We start from the raw sequence: 16,189 nt of genomic DNA, 5'->3' as shown, positions 1-16,189 counted from the left end.
TGGAATTATTCGCATTTTACCATTGACCGACTTTCCTGTTTTGTCTGTGCCAGATGGAACTTCCCCGGTATTCAACCCCATTGTGCAGGTGTTTCATGACTACCCGGCACCCGGGTACCTTGCATTTTTTAGTTCCCGGCAAACTTACGGAAACCCCTACCTGCAAGGAATAAACATGCTGATTGAGGGTTTGAAGTTCCTGCACTTCGGGCAAACCATAGGCATAGGAACGTAACTCAACGGCGGGTCTGACAAATGCTCTGCTGTATTCTGAAAAATCATACTCCAACCTTAATCCTATTCCATAGTAAGGATCTGGAGCAGTGAGATTTTGATCAGGAGATTTTCGGAGCATCATTGATCCAAATTCTCCCTCTGCCACCAACCTCCATGGGTAAATCTGTCTTGCCCGCTGCTTCAGTTCAGACTGCATATAAATATTGTTTCCAGAGAATTTTCTGTAACGCCATCTGAGAAATGAATTTCTTTTGCCTGCATCCCAAAGCACAATTCCCAGGGTGCCATAAAATTTATCATAAATAAAACTTTCTTCCTGAAATTCAAAAACACGTCCTTCTCCGGTCAAGGAAGGTAATTTCCCCCATTCTCTACCGTAACCCGCTCCTAATGTGATGAAATTAAAGACATTGATCCGGACACCCAGGTTCAAAGGATAAGCCATGTTTCCATTTCCAAATGACAATGTATCGCCTGCCTGAATTTCCCCTGCACCATCGATTCCCCTACTTTGAATCGGATAATCCGCCGGCATATCACTGAAAAAAAGCATACTATTGTCCTGGTAAGCAGCCCCGGTAGAAATTTCAAAAGAAAAATTACTGACCATATTTCTGAAAACATTACCCAACTCATTATCACTTTTTCTCCCTTTTATTTTCCGCTCAATACCAAAAATATCTTCCTGGGCCATGGCAGCTGGGGTAATAAAGCCTGAAATAAGGCCAATAATGGCAATAACGAATACCTTTCCTTTTGATAAATTCATGGTTTAAAGCATTTATACCTATTCTTTAACGTATATAACAAAAAAACCCTCTTATCCGGAGGGTTTTTTTTATTATTTGTTGAAAATATACTGGTTATCCTGCATCAGTTCCTGCTTCATCCTCAGTTTCAACTTCTCTTTTTTCTTTTAATTCGGCTATCATGCTATCGACTTTTTCCTGGATTTCAGGATTTTCTTTCATGGCCTTGTTTACCTTGTTATAAGTGGCGACACCAAGAATATCATCATTTTTGATAAGTCCTATTTTTAAATCCCTTACTTCATTGCTAAGGGATCCCATAAATTCAAGAATTTCTTCATATGCGGCCTTCTCTTCTTCAGTAATTTCGATTTCGGTTAATTTCGCTTCATCCTCCCATGCGCCTTTGATTTCATTGTAACGAGCTGCTCCTTCAATCACCTCATTATTTTTGATCATGTCTATTAATTCTTCATTCTTTTGCTCGTAAAATGCCATTACTGAATCTTCTACCGCCGCAAATTTTGCCAATTCTTCATCAGTGATTTCTTCCACAGCCTCTTCCTGGGCATGTGCCTGAAAACCAATTAAACCCAACATTAAGAAAGACAATACAAATAATTTTTTCATAATTTCCATTTCTATTAATTAAACGCTTTATACCTACGAATTAAATCAGAATCAATCTATTTCACAAATTTAAAAGCAAAAAATACGCCATTTATTATACCAAACCCCTAAAATTTGAATTTAAACGATGTTTTTTAGCTTTTTAATGGTTTCCGCTGGACTTTTCGAAGAAAATACAAAATTACCTGCTACAAGGATATTTGCTCCTGCCGAAAATAGCTTGCCTGCATTATCCATACTGACTCCGCCGTCTATTTCAATCCTTGCATGTGATCCTGTTTCAACGATCAATTTAGACAAGGCATTTACCTTTTTATAGGTATTATCTATGAATTTTTGTCCTCCAAAACCAGGATTCACAGACATTAGCAAAACCAAATCCACCTCTCTGATAATGTCTTCCAATAACCTTACAGGGGTATGGGGATTCAAAGCCACTCCTGCTTTGCAGCCCAAATCCTTTATGCCTTGCACAGTACGGTGCAGGTGAGTACAAGCTTCCAGATGTACAGTTAAGTGTGATGCCCCTGCTTTCTGGAAGGTAGACAGGTATTTGTCTGGTTCCACAATCATCAAATGTACATCAAGGGGTTTTTTGGCATGACGGTGAATGGCTTCCACCACAGGTATCCCCAAGGATATATTCGGAACAAAAACCCCATCCATGATATCTACATGAATGTAATCAGCTTCAGAGCTATTGATCATTTCTATAGCAGCCTGTAGGTTGGCGAAGTCAGCAGCCAATATGGAAGGGGCAATTAATGGATTCATAACAAAGGGTTTAGGAACAGATATTATTAATAATGGACATTTCCTCAAATCCGAAGTGAATTTCTTAAGGTAAGTTAATAATTTTAGGGAAAAACCCTCCAGTTTTCACCCATTTGATTGTATCAACCAGTTTATTCATCAATAAAACCAAAAAAGGTTGCGGATTTTGGGAATAATGCAAAAAAAAGAAATTAAACCTGCATTTCCTTATTTCTTCCACATCTTTATGCTACCGGCTACGGCATCATCTTCTAGTTCAAGCCAATAAATACCTGGATGCAGGTTGCCCATGTCTATTCTATAAGGTTCTTCGTTTTCAACCCTATGGAGCGATAAAAGACTCAACATTTTGCCTTGGGTATCATAAAGCTTCATGCGGCAACTAAACTCTCTCCCAAACTCAAGCATTAATTCATTTTCCTCCAGGGGATTTGGATATATTTTTATGGCCTTTTCTACAAGGGTTCCAGTATCCATGTCCATGGTGATTCTCAAATAATTCGGTACCCCATAGCCCAGCTCAAAATCGGGTTGATCTGATTGGGAGCCACTTTCCAATAACTTATCCATTAGCAGGGAACGCGACCATTTCGGATTTGCCTGCCAAATGCCAGCAGCAAGTGCAGCCACCTGTGGTGAAGAAAATGAAGTACCACTGGAAATACTTGTGCCTTCAATTCGCCGCCAAAGCGTCACTCCCGACCCAAATGCCACCAATTCCGGTTTGATCCGTCCATCACTACTGGGACCTGTGGAACTGAAACTAGCCTTGTTTAGGCTATTGTTGATCGCTCCTACGGCCAGAATATCCCTTGCATCCGCAGGAACAGTAATCGTTTGCCAACTGACATTTCCTTCATTTCCAGAGCTACAAACCACCAAAATTCCTTTTTGAGCAGCCATATTGGCCCCTATTGAAATAATAGCTGTACTACCATCGAGATCATCCCTGGAATAATTCATGCCGGGATCATCAAAAAAGTTATAGCCCAAAGAACTGTTGATCACATCTACTCCCAGGCTATCTGCAAATTCGGCTGCCCGGACCCAATTGTACTCTTCTATCCGGTATTCCGAATAAACATCCTCAGTGATGCAAAGGATATAATCTGCAGCATAAGCCCCTCCCACAAGTTGGCTGGGATCATAGGAAGCCATCAAAGAAAGCGACCCTGTACCATGGGTGTCCGTATGGAAAACATCCGTCGACCCCGGATTAACAAAATCCCTGGTGGCGAGGATCCTGTTTTCATTGAACAAATGCTGCAAACCACTGATTTCATCCACATTTAAAAAACCGGCATCAAAAACAGCCACTTTTATTCCCTCACCGTTAAAGCCCGCCCGGTGCATCTCCGGAATACCTAAAATATTGTTTTGAAATTCAAAGGCACTGTTTGCATTGGTGAACATTTCGGTTTTGGAGGAATGTTTTGCCTGAATTGCTTTGGACCCCTCATTTTCATTCTGAAATCCTCCCCTTCCTATCAGGATCACTTTTTCCACGAATGCAAGGTCAATAATCCTTTCAATGGCCTTTTCATCTGCCCGAATCACAGAGGCATTCAACCATTTTGAGTGGTACAAAACCTCGTCTGCCTCCTTTGAAATTATTTGGGTATACTGCTTAGCAACCGGCAAATCCGTACTGTCTGTTTCCAGAATTTCCCTGTTTCTCCGAAGAAGGGCAGCCTCTGTCAATAATTCTTCTGGTCTGTCCAGGCTGTAATCCCTTGTTGGTTTATACTTGTAATGCACCGCATACCTGTCCTGAGCAAACAAGGTAAAACAAGCACCAAAAAGTAGAAATAAGAGAAGTAGTACTTTACCCTTGGCCATAGTCAATCAGTTTTAGATGTGTAAAACGACCTTCCTGAATGATTTGTTCTCCCAGGCAATCATTTCGGGAACAATACCTGAACACTTCATGGTAACTTTCGACCAATCCGATATCTTTTGCAAAGACTTCATACCTATTATCCCTTATGGTAATCAGGTCGTCCTCTTCACTTTGACGCACAGTCACCGTCTCTGGGAAACTCAAATTTTCCAAAATATAATCTCCCAGCCTTTCCACCGAAAAAGTCTGATTTGGAACGTTATTCAGTGCATTTCCATCCCATTCCATACCTATTCCCAAAGGATATACCAAAACGATTTCCTGAAGGTTATTGTAATGACGAATGATGCGGTTTTGACTAAAAGACAGGGTATAGACCCTTTCATTTGTCCAATTGTTTCTATCAGTTGAGGATTGCCTTTGGATTTTATACACCAGCTCATTCTCCGCGTTGAGATATTGACCTACCATTTCATCTCTAAAATAAAAAGTTTTGGATTCAGAATCATTCTCTCCAAAATAAACCGTCTCTGCAACCCTGTATTCCCAAAAATTACCCACTGATAGTGGATAAAAAGGAGAAGAAAACCCTTCCGGTTCCTCCCGTTGTATTTCACAACTGGCTATAAAAATCAAGCACAGAAGGAAGGGCTGCCTTTTAAACAAAATATACATTCTCTATCTTTGAATTCCCGTGGAAATTACGCAAATATTACCCTAAAATAAAATGGCTTTAAAAACTTTTGTGAAGATAAGTAATGTGAATAACCTGAGCGATGCAAGGTATTGTGCAGGGATGTATGTAAACCTGATGGGGTTTTCCCTGGAGGAAAATAGCGAATACTATGTTTCTCCCACAGCATTCAAAGAAATCACAGATTGGTTATCCGGACTGAAGTATGTGGCAGAGTTTCGTATCAGCCATCCGGATCAAATTTTAGAAACGCTCCAGCAATATGAGGGGTTTGACTACATCCAGGTAAAAGAAAAATTTCACTTACAACTCCTACGAAATACTGGTTATGGGCTTATTTACAATTACACCATTCAAGAGGATGGTAATTGGGAGGATATCCTTTCTTTTTCAAAAAGCCTGGCCACCCAACAAGTCATGTTGAATCTGGAAGCAGGAGGCTCAAGACAATTGCATAAAGAAGAATGGAATCACATCAAGGAACTTTCTGAAAGCTGTGACGTTCTGCTGGGTTTTGGATTTGATGAAAATAATGTTGAGGAAATCCTGAATTACACCGGAGTCAGGGGAATCAGTATGAAAGGGGGGCATGAGATCAGCCCGGGGATCAAAGATTTTGACGAATTGGCGGATATTCTGGAAGCCCTTGAAGTAGAGGATTAGCTTTCTGTGAAACAAAACTGCAGGTACTTGATGGTTTCCCCTTTTTCCATAAACATGCTTTCATAACGGGTCATGATTCCATGGTGTTCATCTTTCCATTCAGAAAGGTAAAAATCCGCTGTTTTCCGGATTATCCGGATATCGGGCCTGGAAGAAAGTACCTCTGCGGTATAGGTAAACAGCCCTGTATTGTCCGTTTTTAAGTGAATATTCCCAGCCTTGGCCATCAATTTTTTGTAAATATCCAGAAACCTTGGTGACGTCAGCCTTTTTCTTTCATCACCATCCCTGGGTCTGGGATCGGGGAAGGTAATCCACAATTCATTGATTTCTCCGGGGGTAAAAAACTGTTCCAATAATTCAATTTGCGTACGTAGAAATGCAGCATTCTGCAGACCCTCTGCATAGGCCTGGCTGCTTCCTTTCCAAATTCTGGATCCTTTGATATCCACGCCTACAAAATTTTTCTCCTGGTATTGACGGGCTAGTCCTACCGTAAACTCCCCCCTTCCACATGCCAGCTCCACTACCAAAGGATGATCATTTTGAAATTGCAGGGATTTCCAATTTCCTTTTATTGTTTCAAAGATCTCTTTTCCGGCTTGTACCACATGGGGATTGGCTTCATTTTGCCGGAATCGTTCTAATTTTTTTCTTCCCATTTTATTTATAATTCATTTAATTCTGCTACCACGAATGTACTCCCACCAATAAAAATCAAATCACTGCTACCTGCCTTTTCTCTGGCGAATGCCAGCGCCTGGTTGACATCCGGTATACTTGTTCCCCTTAATCCGTGACTTTTTGCCTTCTCCATCAATTTTTCAGCAGGAAGGGACCTGGGCTGGTCCGCCTGACAAAAGATGTAGACGGCATCCTTTGGTAAAAGAGCAAGAATCTGGTCATGATCTTTGTCCTCTACCATACCAAGCACCAGAAAAAGGTTTTCGGGATTCAGTTCGTTAAGTTGTGTAAGTATTGACTTAAATCCATCAGTATTGTGCCCTGTATCACAGATGGTTAAAGGTTTTTTTCCCAATATTTGCCAACGCCCTTTTAATCCTGTGTTAACCTTTATTTTTGACAAGCCTTCTGCTATATGCTCGTCCCTGATGTCCATACCCATTTCCTGCAATCGCTCCAGAGATTTAAGGATACCGGGAAGATTTTTCATTTGGTATTTTCCCAGCAAATCAAGGGTGATCGTCCTGAGTTTTCCAAAAGCTGGTTGTACTTGATAGGTAGCTTTAAAATCCTGGTCGGCTATTTGTTCCAGTCCATCAAACGTCACTTTTACAGATTGGTCTGCAAAACAGATCGGAGAATGGTTTTCTTCGGCCTTTTTCTTAAAAACAGGTGCAGTCAGGGGATGGGTTTCTCCTATAATGACAGGTATTCCGGCTTTGATGATACCTGCTTTTTCAAAGGCGATTTTATCAAGCGTATTGCCCAGGAATTGCATGTGGTCCATGCCTATATTGGTAATCAGGCTGAGGATGGGTAGGATCACATTGGTACTGTCAAATCGTCCCCCCATCCCTGTTTCAATGACGGCAACGTCTACTTTTTTTTTTGAAAAATAATCAAATGCCAGTGCAACGGTCATCTCAAAAAAGCTGGGCTTCAAGGCTGACAAGTAAAATTGATGGTCCTCCACAAAAGCAATAACCTGGCTTTCGGGGATTTCCATTCCATTGACTTTAATTCTTTCCCGGAATGATTTCAAATGTGGAGAGGTATACAAACCAGTTTTGTAACCAGCCTCCTGCAGAACAGCTGCGAGGGCATGTGCCGAGCTACCCTTTCCATTGGTGCCTGCGATATGGATGCTTTTAAATTTATTTTGAGGATTTCCCAACCTTTCACAAAGCTGTAGGGTATTGCTGAGATCTTTTTTGAAAGCAGGGGCACCAACCCGCTGAAACATAGGAAGTGCATGGTATAAAAAGTCAAGGGATTCCTGATAATTCATGGATTCAACTTAGTCAACCCGTATGATAAAAGTAATTCTTCCGGTGGAATATTCAGCAGTGGGGTTTCCACTCTGCCGTTTGAAGGACAATCCATTGACCACTGTGCGGTAATAATTCAAGACTTCATTGCTGACATTATATTCAAGTGGAATTGCCTGAACAATTCTGCCGTCGTCATTGACTGTAATCCGAAAAACAATCTTTCCGTTTCTATTAGACAAGTTGTCCTGAATATTGGGTCTGGAAGCGAAATCCCAACCTGCCAGATCCAGGTTATAACCGGATCCATCCCCTGTATTACCCCTACCGGATTGCAGAATTGACCGGCCGTCTACCGTACCTTGAGGATTTCCTTCATCTCCCCGTTGGCTGGACTCACCTTGCTGACTTCCGGTGGCGGGTTGATTGGAAGAACCTTTGGTACCGCCAGCTCCAAAAATGGCCCTGGGATCAACAGTAGGTTTTTTTTCTTCTACCTTTTCCGGAGTAGGCTCATTCTTTACCTGATTTTCAGGTGACGCTGTAGGTTTCTCAGTAGTTTCTTTTGGAAGCTCCTTCGCCTCCTTGGGTTGTTCTTCAGCTTTAACCGGACTGGGAACATTGGATTGAGCCTGTACCTGAGGCTGAGTTGGTTTTGGTGTATCCTGAGATGGGTTGGACTGCGGAGGACTGGCCGGCACGATGTTTTCTGAAGGCTGGGGAGCAGGTTCGCCCGGTGCTGCTGCCTCGGTGGCAGGTTCTTCACTACTGGAAGGTGCCGTTGTTGTTTGGTTTTCTCCACTTCCAAGGTCTGAGAAGCCCAGATTCAATTCCAGACCGAATTGAGACATGGGAGGAACCGGCTGCTTCCAAACCACAATAAAATATATACCGGCCAATAGCAGCACATTCATGATGAATGTAATAATAATGGCCTTTCTTTTAGTGCTTGCTTCTTCCCTTTGGTCTTCCCAAACTTCCATGATTTATTTAAATGGTTGCGTTGCTATGGTTACATTGGCTTCCAATGCGGCGGCAATACCTCCTATTTCTACCAGGTATTCCACTGGCACTTCCTTATCGATATGTAAAACCACATATCCTTTATTTTTATTTAGTAACGCAGTAAGTTCACTTTTAATTTCATTTCTATTCACTTGCCGGTCATTGACCGCATACCTCAGATCTTTTGTAATACTGACGGTGATTTCCTGCATCACTATATCCGAACTTTCGCTAGAGGGAAGGTTTACCGGCAACCCGGAAGGAGTGATAAAGGAAGAGGTAAGCATAAAAAATATAAGCAAAAGGAAAATGATATCCGTCATGGAGGACATGCTGAAGGCTGCTTCTATTTTATTTTTAGATTGTAAAGCCATTTTATTTCTTATCCTGAAGTAAATCGATAAATTCTATGGTGGTATATTCCATGTTGTGGATCAATTTGGATACCTGGGTAACCAAATAATTGTAACCCAAATAAGCAACTATACCAACTACCAGGCCGGTTGCCGTGGTAATCATGGCTTCATAGATCCCCGTAGACAAAAGTTTGGGAGAAACCATCCCTTCTTCCTGTGCTACTCCGATAAAGGCCCTGATCATCCCAGCCACTGTGCCCAGGAAGCCTATCATAGGTGCTGCGCCTGAAACTGTCGCGAGAAGACCCAGGTTTTTCTCCAATTTGTATATTTCTATTTTTCCTACATTCTCTATGGCTACTTCAATGTTTTTCAAAGGACTCCCGATTCTTTCCAATCCTTTAGCGATCATATGGGCTACCGGAGTTTCTTCCCCCTGGCAAATCATTTTTGCCTGTTCAATATTGCCACTTTGCACCATCATTTTGACCTGATCGATCATCCCTTTAGGTGTTTTAGAGGCCTTTTTAAGTGTAAGTACGCGCTCAACAAAAATAAAGATGGCTAAAATGAATAAAAGATAAAGGGGTATCATCATGTACCCTCCTTTTATCAATAATTCCAATAACCCAATATCCGTTGATCCATTCCCTTCCATTAAGGCAAGGGAATCCACTGCTTGCTGTCCGTCAGCTGTTGACAAAGTTTGTAATAAGATCATATTAGTATTTCAAAACCCATAAGTTTTCTTCATAATCATTTTGAGAGGATTCCATGGCCTCCAATGCCAGATCTAAATTTTCATATTGCCCAACAGCCAGCCGGTAAAAATGAATATTGCCGTAGGGATGAACCAAAAACGTATTTAATCCGGAATTATTGAGTCGGTTGGAATAATCTCTGGCAAGATCATCATCAATGAAGCTTCCCACTACCAAAAAATACCTGGGTTCCCCTTCTCTACCTTCAATTTCTGTAAGCTGTGGTGTTTGTGGTTCTTCCTGTTCCTCTGTTTCGGCAATGGGTTCATCCGGTTCAGGGCTTGGTTCAGGATCGGGCCTTTCCATGGCCGGAGCTGTAGTTTCTTCTGAAGCAATATCTGGGGTATTCCTGTTGAATTCATCCAAAAGACCAAAATGGTATACACCGTATCCAATGATAAAAATGAAAAGCAAAATGAACAAAATCACCCAATTTGTACGGTCTTTTTTTTCTTTCTTTTCAGGGCTGGATGTTGTACCAGACCCGGGTGTACTTGCTTCCTGGGTTAAGGGTGCGGTCTGCTCGGGTTCAACAGCCTTTGGTGCATCTCTTTTTAATGGGCTTACATTTACTGGCGGAAGCCCAAAGTCCTCATCATTATCGGATTGGCTGTTATGATCCTTGGATTTATTTTCAGACATCTCAAAAATGGTTGATTTAATCCGCTAAGCTAAAGTAAAACCTTCAAATCGCCAATATTGCATCAAATTATTAAAGAATATTTACCTTCAATAAAAACTGCAAATTTGCTGTAGGTTCTATAATATCGAATTTATCAGAATTTAAATCCGATTCCACCCAGAACTTGTATGGCCCTCACCGGATAGTAATTGAATCGTTCGTAGGATTGGTTCAATAGGTTGCTACCTTGAATAAAGGCTGAAAATTTGTTTGTAAATGCATAATCCACACTCAAGTGTAAATCCAAAATCGGATCCAATTTTCGCTGTCTGTCAGTAGCCAGGTTAATGGCCTGAATTCCCCCCATCGCATTCAGGTTGGCATGAAGCGTCCATTGCTCATTCGGTGTAAAGGTATTGTTTAGCTGAAGTTTCCATTCTGGCCTATGCCATGCAGTGGATATTTCATCAAGGGTGTATTGGTAATAATGGGCTGTCGCCTGCAACTGGTAATATAGATCAAATTTATAATCCAATGCGGCATGGTATTCCAAAACCCTTGTATTGTTGTCATAAATAAGCTGAAACCTGGTACTATCTGCGACATTGTTACCGTAAAAATGCATATTGGTGAAATCCCCATACCTAAACCCTGCCTTGTAATTGGCTTCATCATTGGCTTTCCCTGAAATCCCCGCATCAACCTGAAAATTTTGCACTGTATTTCTGAGTTGTTCGGAAGGTCCCAAAAATGGATTTTCCCGTACAAAATCAAAATAGGTGTTTCGTTTTACATCGCCTTCATATCCGGCATAAATCCCAAAGGCAGGCACCAAATGATACGAAAGAGAAACCGAGGGAAAAACGTAAAATTCTTTCAGTTTATTCGGGACAATATCATTTTCATGGATTACATTGGCACCGATTTTTACATGGATGCCATCTTTGATATACGTGGCATAGGGATGCAATTTGAAATAGTTTCTGTTGATCGCTTCATAATTAACGTCCGTTGGAGAGGTAAACGCCAGTAGAGACGTTATTCCGCCTTTGAGGTTTTCATTGGCCCTGAAAAGAGCCCGTACTTTGACCAGTGTTTCGGTTTCCCTGGCATCATACCGGTCATTGAATAACCTCAACGAAAGACTGGCACCATAATCAAATGGCTCAGAACGATCAATTCTTTTGATCCCTACCCTAGTTTTGAGCGTATTAAAAACTTGTTTTATACTATCTGAAGGTATGGTTATTTCGGGATCAGCGGTGTAGCCATAAAAATGATACATGTCTCTCTGGAAATCCAGGTTGCCATAAATTTCAACAAAATCCTTGTACAAACTGCCGCTCAACCCTACTTCTGTATGATCTTCTGCAGAATTTTCCCCATCCACGGGTCCTGTATAAAAACCCTGATGCTTCAAATGCAGACCATAGGACTTTTCAGGATCTGGTAAATTATGTATATCAAGCTGCAGTAATGGGGAGGAATAATTTCCAAATCCAAGTTTGGCGCGACCCAGTGTTTGGTCATACTCAGGCAATGGAAGTGGTTTTTGAAAGGCCTGGGTTTCCAAAACAACAGGTTCCAAGGGAACAAAGAAATCCTTCACCTGGTAATTGTAATTTGTGGTCGCCGCTACCGGAGGAAGAACCGGGCTTTTTTCAAAAACCCTCGATTTCCTGGGTAGGCTCAATACCCTGTCTTTCCGGATAATGAATTCGGTATCTCTGATTTCTCCCCTGTCTGGCTCCTGCTGGTCCTGCCCCTTTGCCAGGCTTGAAACAAACATCCCCAACAAGGTGCATCCTACAAAAAACGATTTTATCTGATTCATTCTCCGCTTTCGTTGATTGTTGCTAATAACTTTTCTGCCTCCCCTTTCACCTCGGCGTCAGTAGAATTTTCGATGATGGACTCCAAAGTTGCTTTGGCCTGGAATTTTTCATCCATTGCCAGGTAATTTTTAGCCAGTTGTACAAATTGCTTCCCGTACCAGTAATCATACTGGCTGAAAGGCTGTGAACGCTCAAAAATCAATTCATTGGAAGCAGTATATTGACCTGCCTCGGTTTTCATGCGGGCCAGCTCATACAGGCCTTCTGCTCCTTGAATGGTTTTATAATTATCCACCAATACCTGAAAGGCTTCTGCTGCTCCTGAGCTGTCATTGATCTCCTGAAGGGATTTCCCTTTGATCAGCCAGGCATTGGGCTCCGCATCGGGAGTGATATTGCCCAATTCAAGGATCTTATCGGCATTTTCAATCGCTCTTTGGTATTTTTCTGTTTCATAATGAGAAATCATCAGACCAAAATAAGCTTCATATTCTTCTGCTATACTTCTTGCATTATCCGCAGTAAACTGGAAATAGGGAATGGATTTGGAAAAATTGCCCCTTTCAAATTCAATGGCAGCAATTTTTTGAAACACCCTGTTTTTCAAATTTACATCTGTGGTATTTTCCAATTCATAAAACAATGCCAATGCCTTGTCCTCATGCTGCATTTTCAAATTGGCATCGCCCAAATAAAATTTGGCTTCAGGGACCTGGGAAGCCTGGGGATAATTTCTCATGAATCCTTCCAGGGCTTTGATGGCTTGTGCATAGGACTGATTGAAAACCAGGCTTTTTGCGGCCTCAAATTCCACATTCTGAAGGTTACTGCTACTGGGGTTGGTAGAGCGATATTCGGAAAGGTAGGTGGAGAACTCCTCAGACCTCCCCTGTAAGGAAAGGCTTTCCTGTAAACCCACCAATGCTGTTTCCCCATTACTTGCATTGGGAAAGCGATTCAATATCTGTTTATAATCTTCAATGGCTTTATCATATTCTTTAAGTGAATAATTGGCAACCGCCCTTCCCTCCAGAGCGAAGGGAATAAAGGGGCTATTGGGTTTGGAGGAAATTAACCTGGAAAAGACGGCTCTACCCTGACTGTAATTGAGGTCCTCCATGTGTATCTGGGCTTTTTGAAAAACCGCATCTTCCCAATAAAGGCTATTGGGGTAATTGTTGATCACCTGATCGAGTTGCCGGATGGCAGCGGTATTGTCATTCTGAAAATTGGCTACCACTCCTCCCCTGAAATAGGCATAGTCGCTAAACTGGTTGTTTTCATTTACGGCTCTTCTGAAGGTAGCAGAAGCAGCATCAAATTTCTTTTGCACATAATAGACGTCACCCAACCTTAGCAAGGCGTCATCATATTGCTGTTTTTCATTACTATTTCTGAGTTTATCGGTATAAATTTTAAACTGGGTTTCTGCTTCTTCGTATTGCCCTTCATTGAAATAAGCATAACCCAATCCATAGTGTGCTTTTATTAAACTTGGATCGTTTCCAGGGGGGCTCATGGCCAACAAACGTTCATAGGCCTGTATGGCAGCATCTGGTTTATTATGGATGGCGTTGACCTCCCCTTTCCAATATTGGGCCTGGTAAAGCAGGCCTTTATCCATAGGGTAACGCATGGATTTATTCAGGAGATCCAGTGTTCCGTTATAATTGTTATCCCGCAAATAGGTCATCGCCTGATAAAATGCCACCTTTTGATAGGCGGATTTGATCCGATCTGATTTTTGCTGCATGCCTTGTATATGGGAAATGGCCCGAAGGTAGTTACTGGTATTGATCAAAGCGTCACTTAATAAACTTTCCGCCTCATTTACCTTTTCCCCGCGGGGATACTGTTCCAGGTAATTGTCCAATCCGGAAACGGCTTCCTGAAATTTGCCCATTTCCAAATTAACTTTGGCATAGTTAAACAATGCCTCCTCCTTAATACCAGGCTTGAAATCCATTTTATAAGCGGAACTAAAGCTATTGGCCGCAAAGGGTAAATTTTTCTGTTGAATGTAGGCATGACCTAAAAAATAACTTGATACCTGGCCCAGGTCATCATTTACCAGGGCCACATCCTTGAAAAAATTGCTGGAAGCCTCATATTGAGCTGTTTCATAATTGGCCACACCTGCCTTGTATTTCTGATCTCTGGACAACTGCCCCCTTTTCTCACCCAGAAATGACTGGTAATGAAATGCTGCCTGGGAAAAATTCCTGTCACTGTAATAAGCTTCTGCCAGCAACAAGTGAATCTGGGCTTTATTTTCCAATCCGGATTTGTCCACCAGCGGGGCGGCATAACGGATCAGGCTGTCGAGTTTATCCTGCTGGTAATAAATGGCAGATAAAATATAGGGCACCTTTAAACTATATTCGCTGGATTTTCCGGCTTCTTTAAGGTCTGCCACGGCCAGGTCAAATTCATTTTCCTTAAAAGAGCTAAAGCCGGAATAATAATACGCACTGGCCAGAAAAGGCCCCCTGTACCTTTTAGCCCGCTCAAAATAATATTTAGATTGTGAATAATTTTTAAGTTGAAAATAGCTGTATCCGGTTTTAAAAAGATATTCGGGATGCCTGTCCTCCATGAGAGGGACGTTTTGCAACAAATTAAAATTTGAGATGGCTTTCCGATAGTCTTTTTTGGCCAAAAAATAATTACCCAGTTCCCAGGCAGCATCATGACTCAAAGGATGTCCGGGATAATCTAAAATAAATGCTTCCAACGCGGTAGGACCTTCGGGAAAATCTCCCCTGAGTGAATTGAGACCGATATAATAAGCCACATCAACAGACCTTCCGTCACCGGCAGCGTCAATATCCAATTTTTCAAAAGCTTCTTTGGAAGAGGCGAATTGGTCTTTATGGAATAATTCCAGTGCATCCTGAAAGTTGGATGTGACATCCCTTTGGTGCTGTGTGCTTTGGGCCATGGACGTTTGAAGTACCAAAATGAAGGGCACCGAAAGCAAAATAAATCTGTTCATTCTATTCATTCTGATCAATGAAGAATTTTAAAAATGAGTTCTTTAAGTATCTGACTTTCTTCCAGATTGTTTCCAGTTACTCCCTTGGAACGTAAATCTGCTTCTCTCAGGTATCCGATGATATCAATAATCTTGCCTAAAGGATAATTTTTTCCCGCAGTGATGTATTCTTTTACAAAATAGGGATTCACTTTGAGCAGTCCTGCCAATTCGTTATCGCTCCTGGACTGGTTTGTTTTGAGCAACAGCAAACGGGTAAAGTGCGTGTAGAGCAAGTACAAAATAGGAATGATCGGATGGGATCTTGGATTTTGGGAAAAATAGCGGATGATGGTATTGGCTTTATTAACATCCTTATAGCTAAGTGATTTTGTAAGTTCAAAATTATTGTAATCCTTGCTGATACCAATATATTTTTGAATGTGTGCCGAATCGATTTGGACGGGCTCATCAAAATTAATGAGCATTTTATCGATTTCATTGGTTAACACTTCCATATTATTGCCGATAGATTCTGCAATAACCTGGCATGCCCTGGGCTCAATGGTAAATCCCTTTGCCTTGATATACTTTTCAATATAAGGACCCAGCTTGTACTCCTGGATTTTATCCGATTTTACCAATACCGCTTTTTTACCCAGTTCTTTGGCCAGGGCCTTTCTGCCATCCAATATTTTGTATTTATAGGCAAACACCAAAATGGTACTGGGCAGGGGATTTTGGAGATAGGACAATAACTGCTGTACACCCTTTTCCCTTGTCAGGTCCTGAAGGTATTGCGCTTCCTTAACGATGACCAGCTGCCGTTCTGCCATCATGGGAAATCTTTTGGCATGGGTAAGGATTGATTCCATGCTGGAATCTTTACCGTATACTATGGTTTGGTTAAATCCCCGATCTTGAGGAGGTAGCGCATGATTTTCAATAAAATCAGTAATTTTATCTATGAAATAGGGCTCCTCTCCCTGAAGAAAATATATCGGAGCAAATTTATTTCCTTCCAGGTCTTTAAGAATACTTTCCGGATTACTGGGCATACCTGAATTAAAAATATCTCTACAAGAGCGTAAATATAG

At 41.5% G+C, this 16,189-nt stretch carries 15 protein-coding genes; 1 reads left to right on the top strand and 14 read right to left on the bottom strand.

What is annotated here, in order from left to right; all coding sequences use genetic code 11:
- Nucleotides 1-16: 16 nt before the first annotated feature.
- The 5 genes from G9Q97_RS18370 to G9Q97_RS18350 all read right to left on the bottom strand — a co-directional run bounded on the left by G9Q97_RS18370 (nt 17) and on the right by G9Q97_RS18350 (nt 4,791).
- A complete protein-coding gene (locus G9Q97_RS18370) occupies nt 17-1,006 on the bottom strand; it encodes a hypothetical protein (protein WP_246255776.1) in 990 nt (329 codons plus the stop codon).
- Between the two features lie 94 nt (nt 1,007-1,100).
- Nucleotides 1,101-1,616, bottom strand: a complete 516-nt coding sequence (locus G9Q97_RS18365) for a hypothetical protein (RefSeq protein WP_166149487.1) — start codon at nt 1,614-1,616, stop codon at nt 1,101-1,103.
- 120 nt (nt 1,617-1,736) lie between these two features.
- A complete protein-coding gene (gene rpe, locus G9Q97_RS18360; RefSeq protein WP_166149485.1) occupies nt 1,737-2,390 on the bottom strand; it encodes a ribulose-phosphate 3-epimerase in 654 nt (217 codons plus the stop codon).
- A gap of 207 nt (nt 2,391-2,597) precedes the next feature.
- Entirely contained in the window at nt 2,598-4,229 is a 1,632-nt protein-coding gene (locus G9Q97_RS18355) for a S8 family peptidase (RefSeq protein ID WP_166149483.1), read from the bottom strand.
- Nucleotides 4,216-4,791 carry a hypothetical protein gene (locus G9Q97_RS18350; protein WP_166149482.1) on the bottom strand — a complete coding sequence of 192 codons (576 nt, stop codon included), beginning with the start codon at nt 4,789-4,791 and terminating at the stop codon, nt 4,216-4,218. Before G9Q97_RS18350 ends, G9Q97_RS18355 begins: the two co-directional genes overlap by 14 nt.
- Nucleotides 4,792-4,957: 166 nt before the next feature.
- Between G9Q97_RS18350 and trpF the strand changes: the two genes are divergently transcribed.
- Nucleotides 4,958-5,587, top strand: coding sequence for a phosphoribosylanthranilate isomerase (gene trpF, locus G9Q97_RS18345; RefSeq protein WP_166149481.1), 630 nt, complete (start codon nt 4,958-4,960; stop codon nt 5,585-5,587).
- On the opposite strand, the gene trmB is transcribed toward trpF, so the two are convergent.
- The 9 genes from trmB to holA form a co-directional block, all read right to left on the bottom strand.
- Nucleotides 5,584-6,249, bottom strand: coding sequence for a tRNA (guanosine(46)-N7)-methyltransferase TrmB (gene trmB, locus G9Q97_RS18340; protein WP_166149479.1), 666 nt, complete (start codon nt 6,247-6,249; stop codon nt 5,584-5,586). The two genes, trpF and trmB, sit on opposite strands and share 4 nt — an antisense overlap.
- 5 nt (nt 6,250-6,254) lie before the next feature.
- Nucleotides 6,255-7,559 (bottom strand): bifunctional folylpolyglutamate synthase/dihydrofolate synthase, encoded by a 1,305-nt coding sequence (locus G9Q97_RS18335; RefSeq protein WP_166149477.1) that lies wholly within the window; start codon nt 7,557-7,559, stop codon nt 6,255-6,257.
- Nucleotides 7,560-7,568: 9 nt separating this feature from the next.
- Nucleotides 7,569-8,522 carry an energy transducer TonB gene (locus G9Q97_RS18330; RefSeq protein ID WP_166149475.1) on the bottom strand — a complete coding sequence of 318 codons (954 nt, stop codon included), beginning with the start codon at nt 8,520-8,522 and terminating at the stop codon, nt 7,569-7,571.
- A gap of 3 nt (nt 8,523-8,525) precedes the next feature.
- The gene (locus G9Q97_RS18325; RefSeq protein WP_166149473.1) at nt 8,526-8,918 is read right to left on the bottom strand and encodes an ExbD/TolR family protein; all 393 of its coding nucleotides are present in this window, start codon (nt 8,916-8,918) and stop codon (nt 8,526-8,528) included.
- Nucleotide 8,919: 1 nt separating this feature from the next.
- On the bottom strand, nt 8,920-9,621 hold the full coding sequence (locus G9Q97_RS18320; protein ID WP_166149471.1) for a MotA/TolQ/ExbB proton channel family protein: 702 nt from the start codon (nt 9,619-9,621) through the stop codon (nt 8,920-8,922).
- Nucleotide 9,622: 1 nt separating this feature from the next.
- Nucleotides 9,623-10,303: an SPOR domain-containing protein gene (locus tag G9Q97_RS18315; protein ID WP_166149469.1), complete on the bottom strand. Its 681-nt coding sequence runs from the start codon at nt 10,301-10,303 to the stop codon at nt 9,623-9,625.
- A gap of 134 nt (nt 10,304-10,437) precedes the next feature.
- Nucleotides 10,438-12,117, bottom strand: coding sequence for a porin family protein (locus G9Q97_RS18310; protein WP_246255775.1), 1,680 nt, complete (start codon nt 12,115-12,117; stop codon nt 10,438-10,440).
- The gene (locus tag G9Q97_RS18305; protein ID WP_246255774.1) at nt 12,114-15,113 is read right to left on the bottom strand and encodes a tetratricopeptide repeat protein; all 3,000 of its coding nucleotides are present in this window, start codon (nt 15,111-15,113) and stop codon (nt 12,114-12,116) included. The genes G9Q97_RS18310 and G9Q97_RS18305 overlap by 4 nt, the downstream gene beginning before the upstream one ends.
- Nucleotides 15,114-15,127: 14 nt before the next feature.
- Nucleotides 15,128-16,150, bottom strand: coding sequence for a DNA polymerase III subunit delta (holA, locus tag G9Q97_RS18300; RefSeq protein ID WP_166149465.1), 1,023 nt, complete (start codon nt 16,148-16,150; stop codon nt 15,128-15,130).
- Nucleotides 16,151-16,189: the final 39 nt, after the last annotated feature.

It is taken from the genome of Cyclobacterium plantarum (assembly GCF_011290685.1).
Lineage (GTDB): Bacteria > Bacteroidota > Bacteroidia > Cytophagales > Cyclobacteriaceae > Cyclobacterium > Cyclobacterium plantarum.
The sequence above is the reverse complement of the archived record's forward strand: the minus strand, read 5'-3'. Positions and strand labels throughout refer to the sequence as shown.

Excerpts from the sequence above, each read along its gene's own strand:
- G9Q97_RS18315 (WP_166149469.1), bottom strand. The coding sequence starts at position 10,303 with ATGTCTGAAAATAAATCCAAGGATCATAACAGCCAATCCGATAATGAT.
- G9Q97_RS18370 (WP_246255776.1), bottom strand. The coding sequence starts at position 1,006 with ATGAATTTATCAAAAGGAAAGGTATTCGTTATTGCCATTATTGGCCTT.
- G9Q97_RS18330 (WP_166149475.1), bottom strand. The coding sequence starts at position 8,522 with ATGGAAGTTTGGGAAGACCAAAGGGAAGAAGCAAGCACTAAAAGAAAG.
- G9Q97_RS18305 (WP_246255774.1), bottom strand. The coding sequence starts at position 15,113 with ATGAACAGATTTATTTTGCTTTCGGTGCCCTTCATTTTGGTACTTCAA.
- G9Q97_RS18335 (WP_166149477.1), bottom strand. The coding sequence starts at position 7,559 with ATGAATTATCAGGAATCCCTTGACTTTTTATACCATGCACTTCCTATG.
- trpF (WP_166149481.1), top strand. The coding sequence starts at position 4,958 with ATGGCTTTAAAAACTTTTGTGAAGATAAGTAATGTGAATAACCTGAGC.
- G9Q97_RS18355 (WP_166149483.1), bottom strand. The coding sequence starts at position 4,229 with ATGGCCAAGGGTAAAGTACTACTTCTCTTATTTCTACTTTTTGGTGCT.
- G9Q97_RS18310 (WP_246255775.1), bottom strand. The coding sequence starts at position 12,117 with ATGAATCAGATAAAATCGTTTTTTGTAGGATGCACCTTGTTGGGGATG.
- G9Q97_RS18365 (WP_166149487.1), bottom strand. The coding sequence starts at position 1,616 with ATGAAAAAATTATTTGTATTGTCTTTCTTAATGTTGGGTTTAATTGGT.
- trmB (WP_166149479.1), bottom strand. The coding sequence starts at position 6,249 with ATGGGAAGAAAAAAATTAGAACGATTCCGGCAAAATGAAGCCAATCCC.
- G9Q97_RS18325 (WP_166149473.1), bottom strand. The coding sequence starts at position 8,918 with ATGGCTTTACAATCTAAAAATAAAATAGAAGCAGCCTTCAGCATGTCC.
- G9Q97_RS18320 (WP_166149471.1), bottom strand. The coding sequence starts at position 9,621 with ATGATCTTATTACAAACTTTGTCAACAGCTGACGGACAGCAAGCAGTG.
- rpe (WP_166149485.1), bottom strand. The coding sequence starts at position 2,390 with ATGAATCCATTAATTGCCCCTTCCATATTGGCTGCTGACTTCGCCAAC.
- holA (WP_166149465.1), bottom strand. The coding sequence starts at position 16,150 with ATGCCCAGTAATCCGGAAAGTATTCTTAAAGACCTGGAAGGAAATAAA.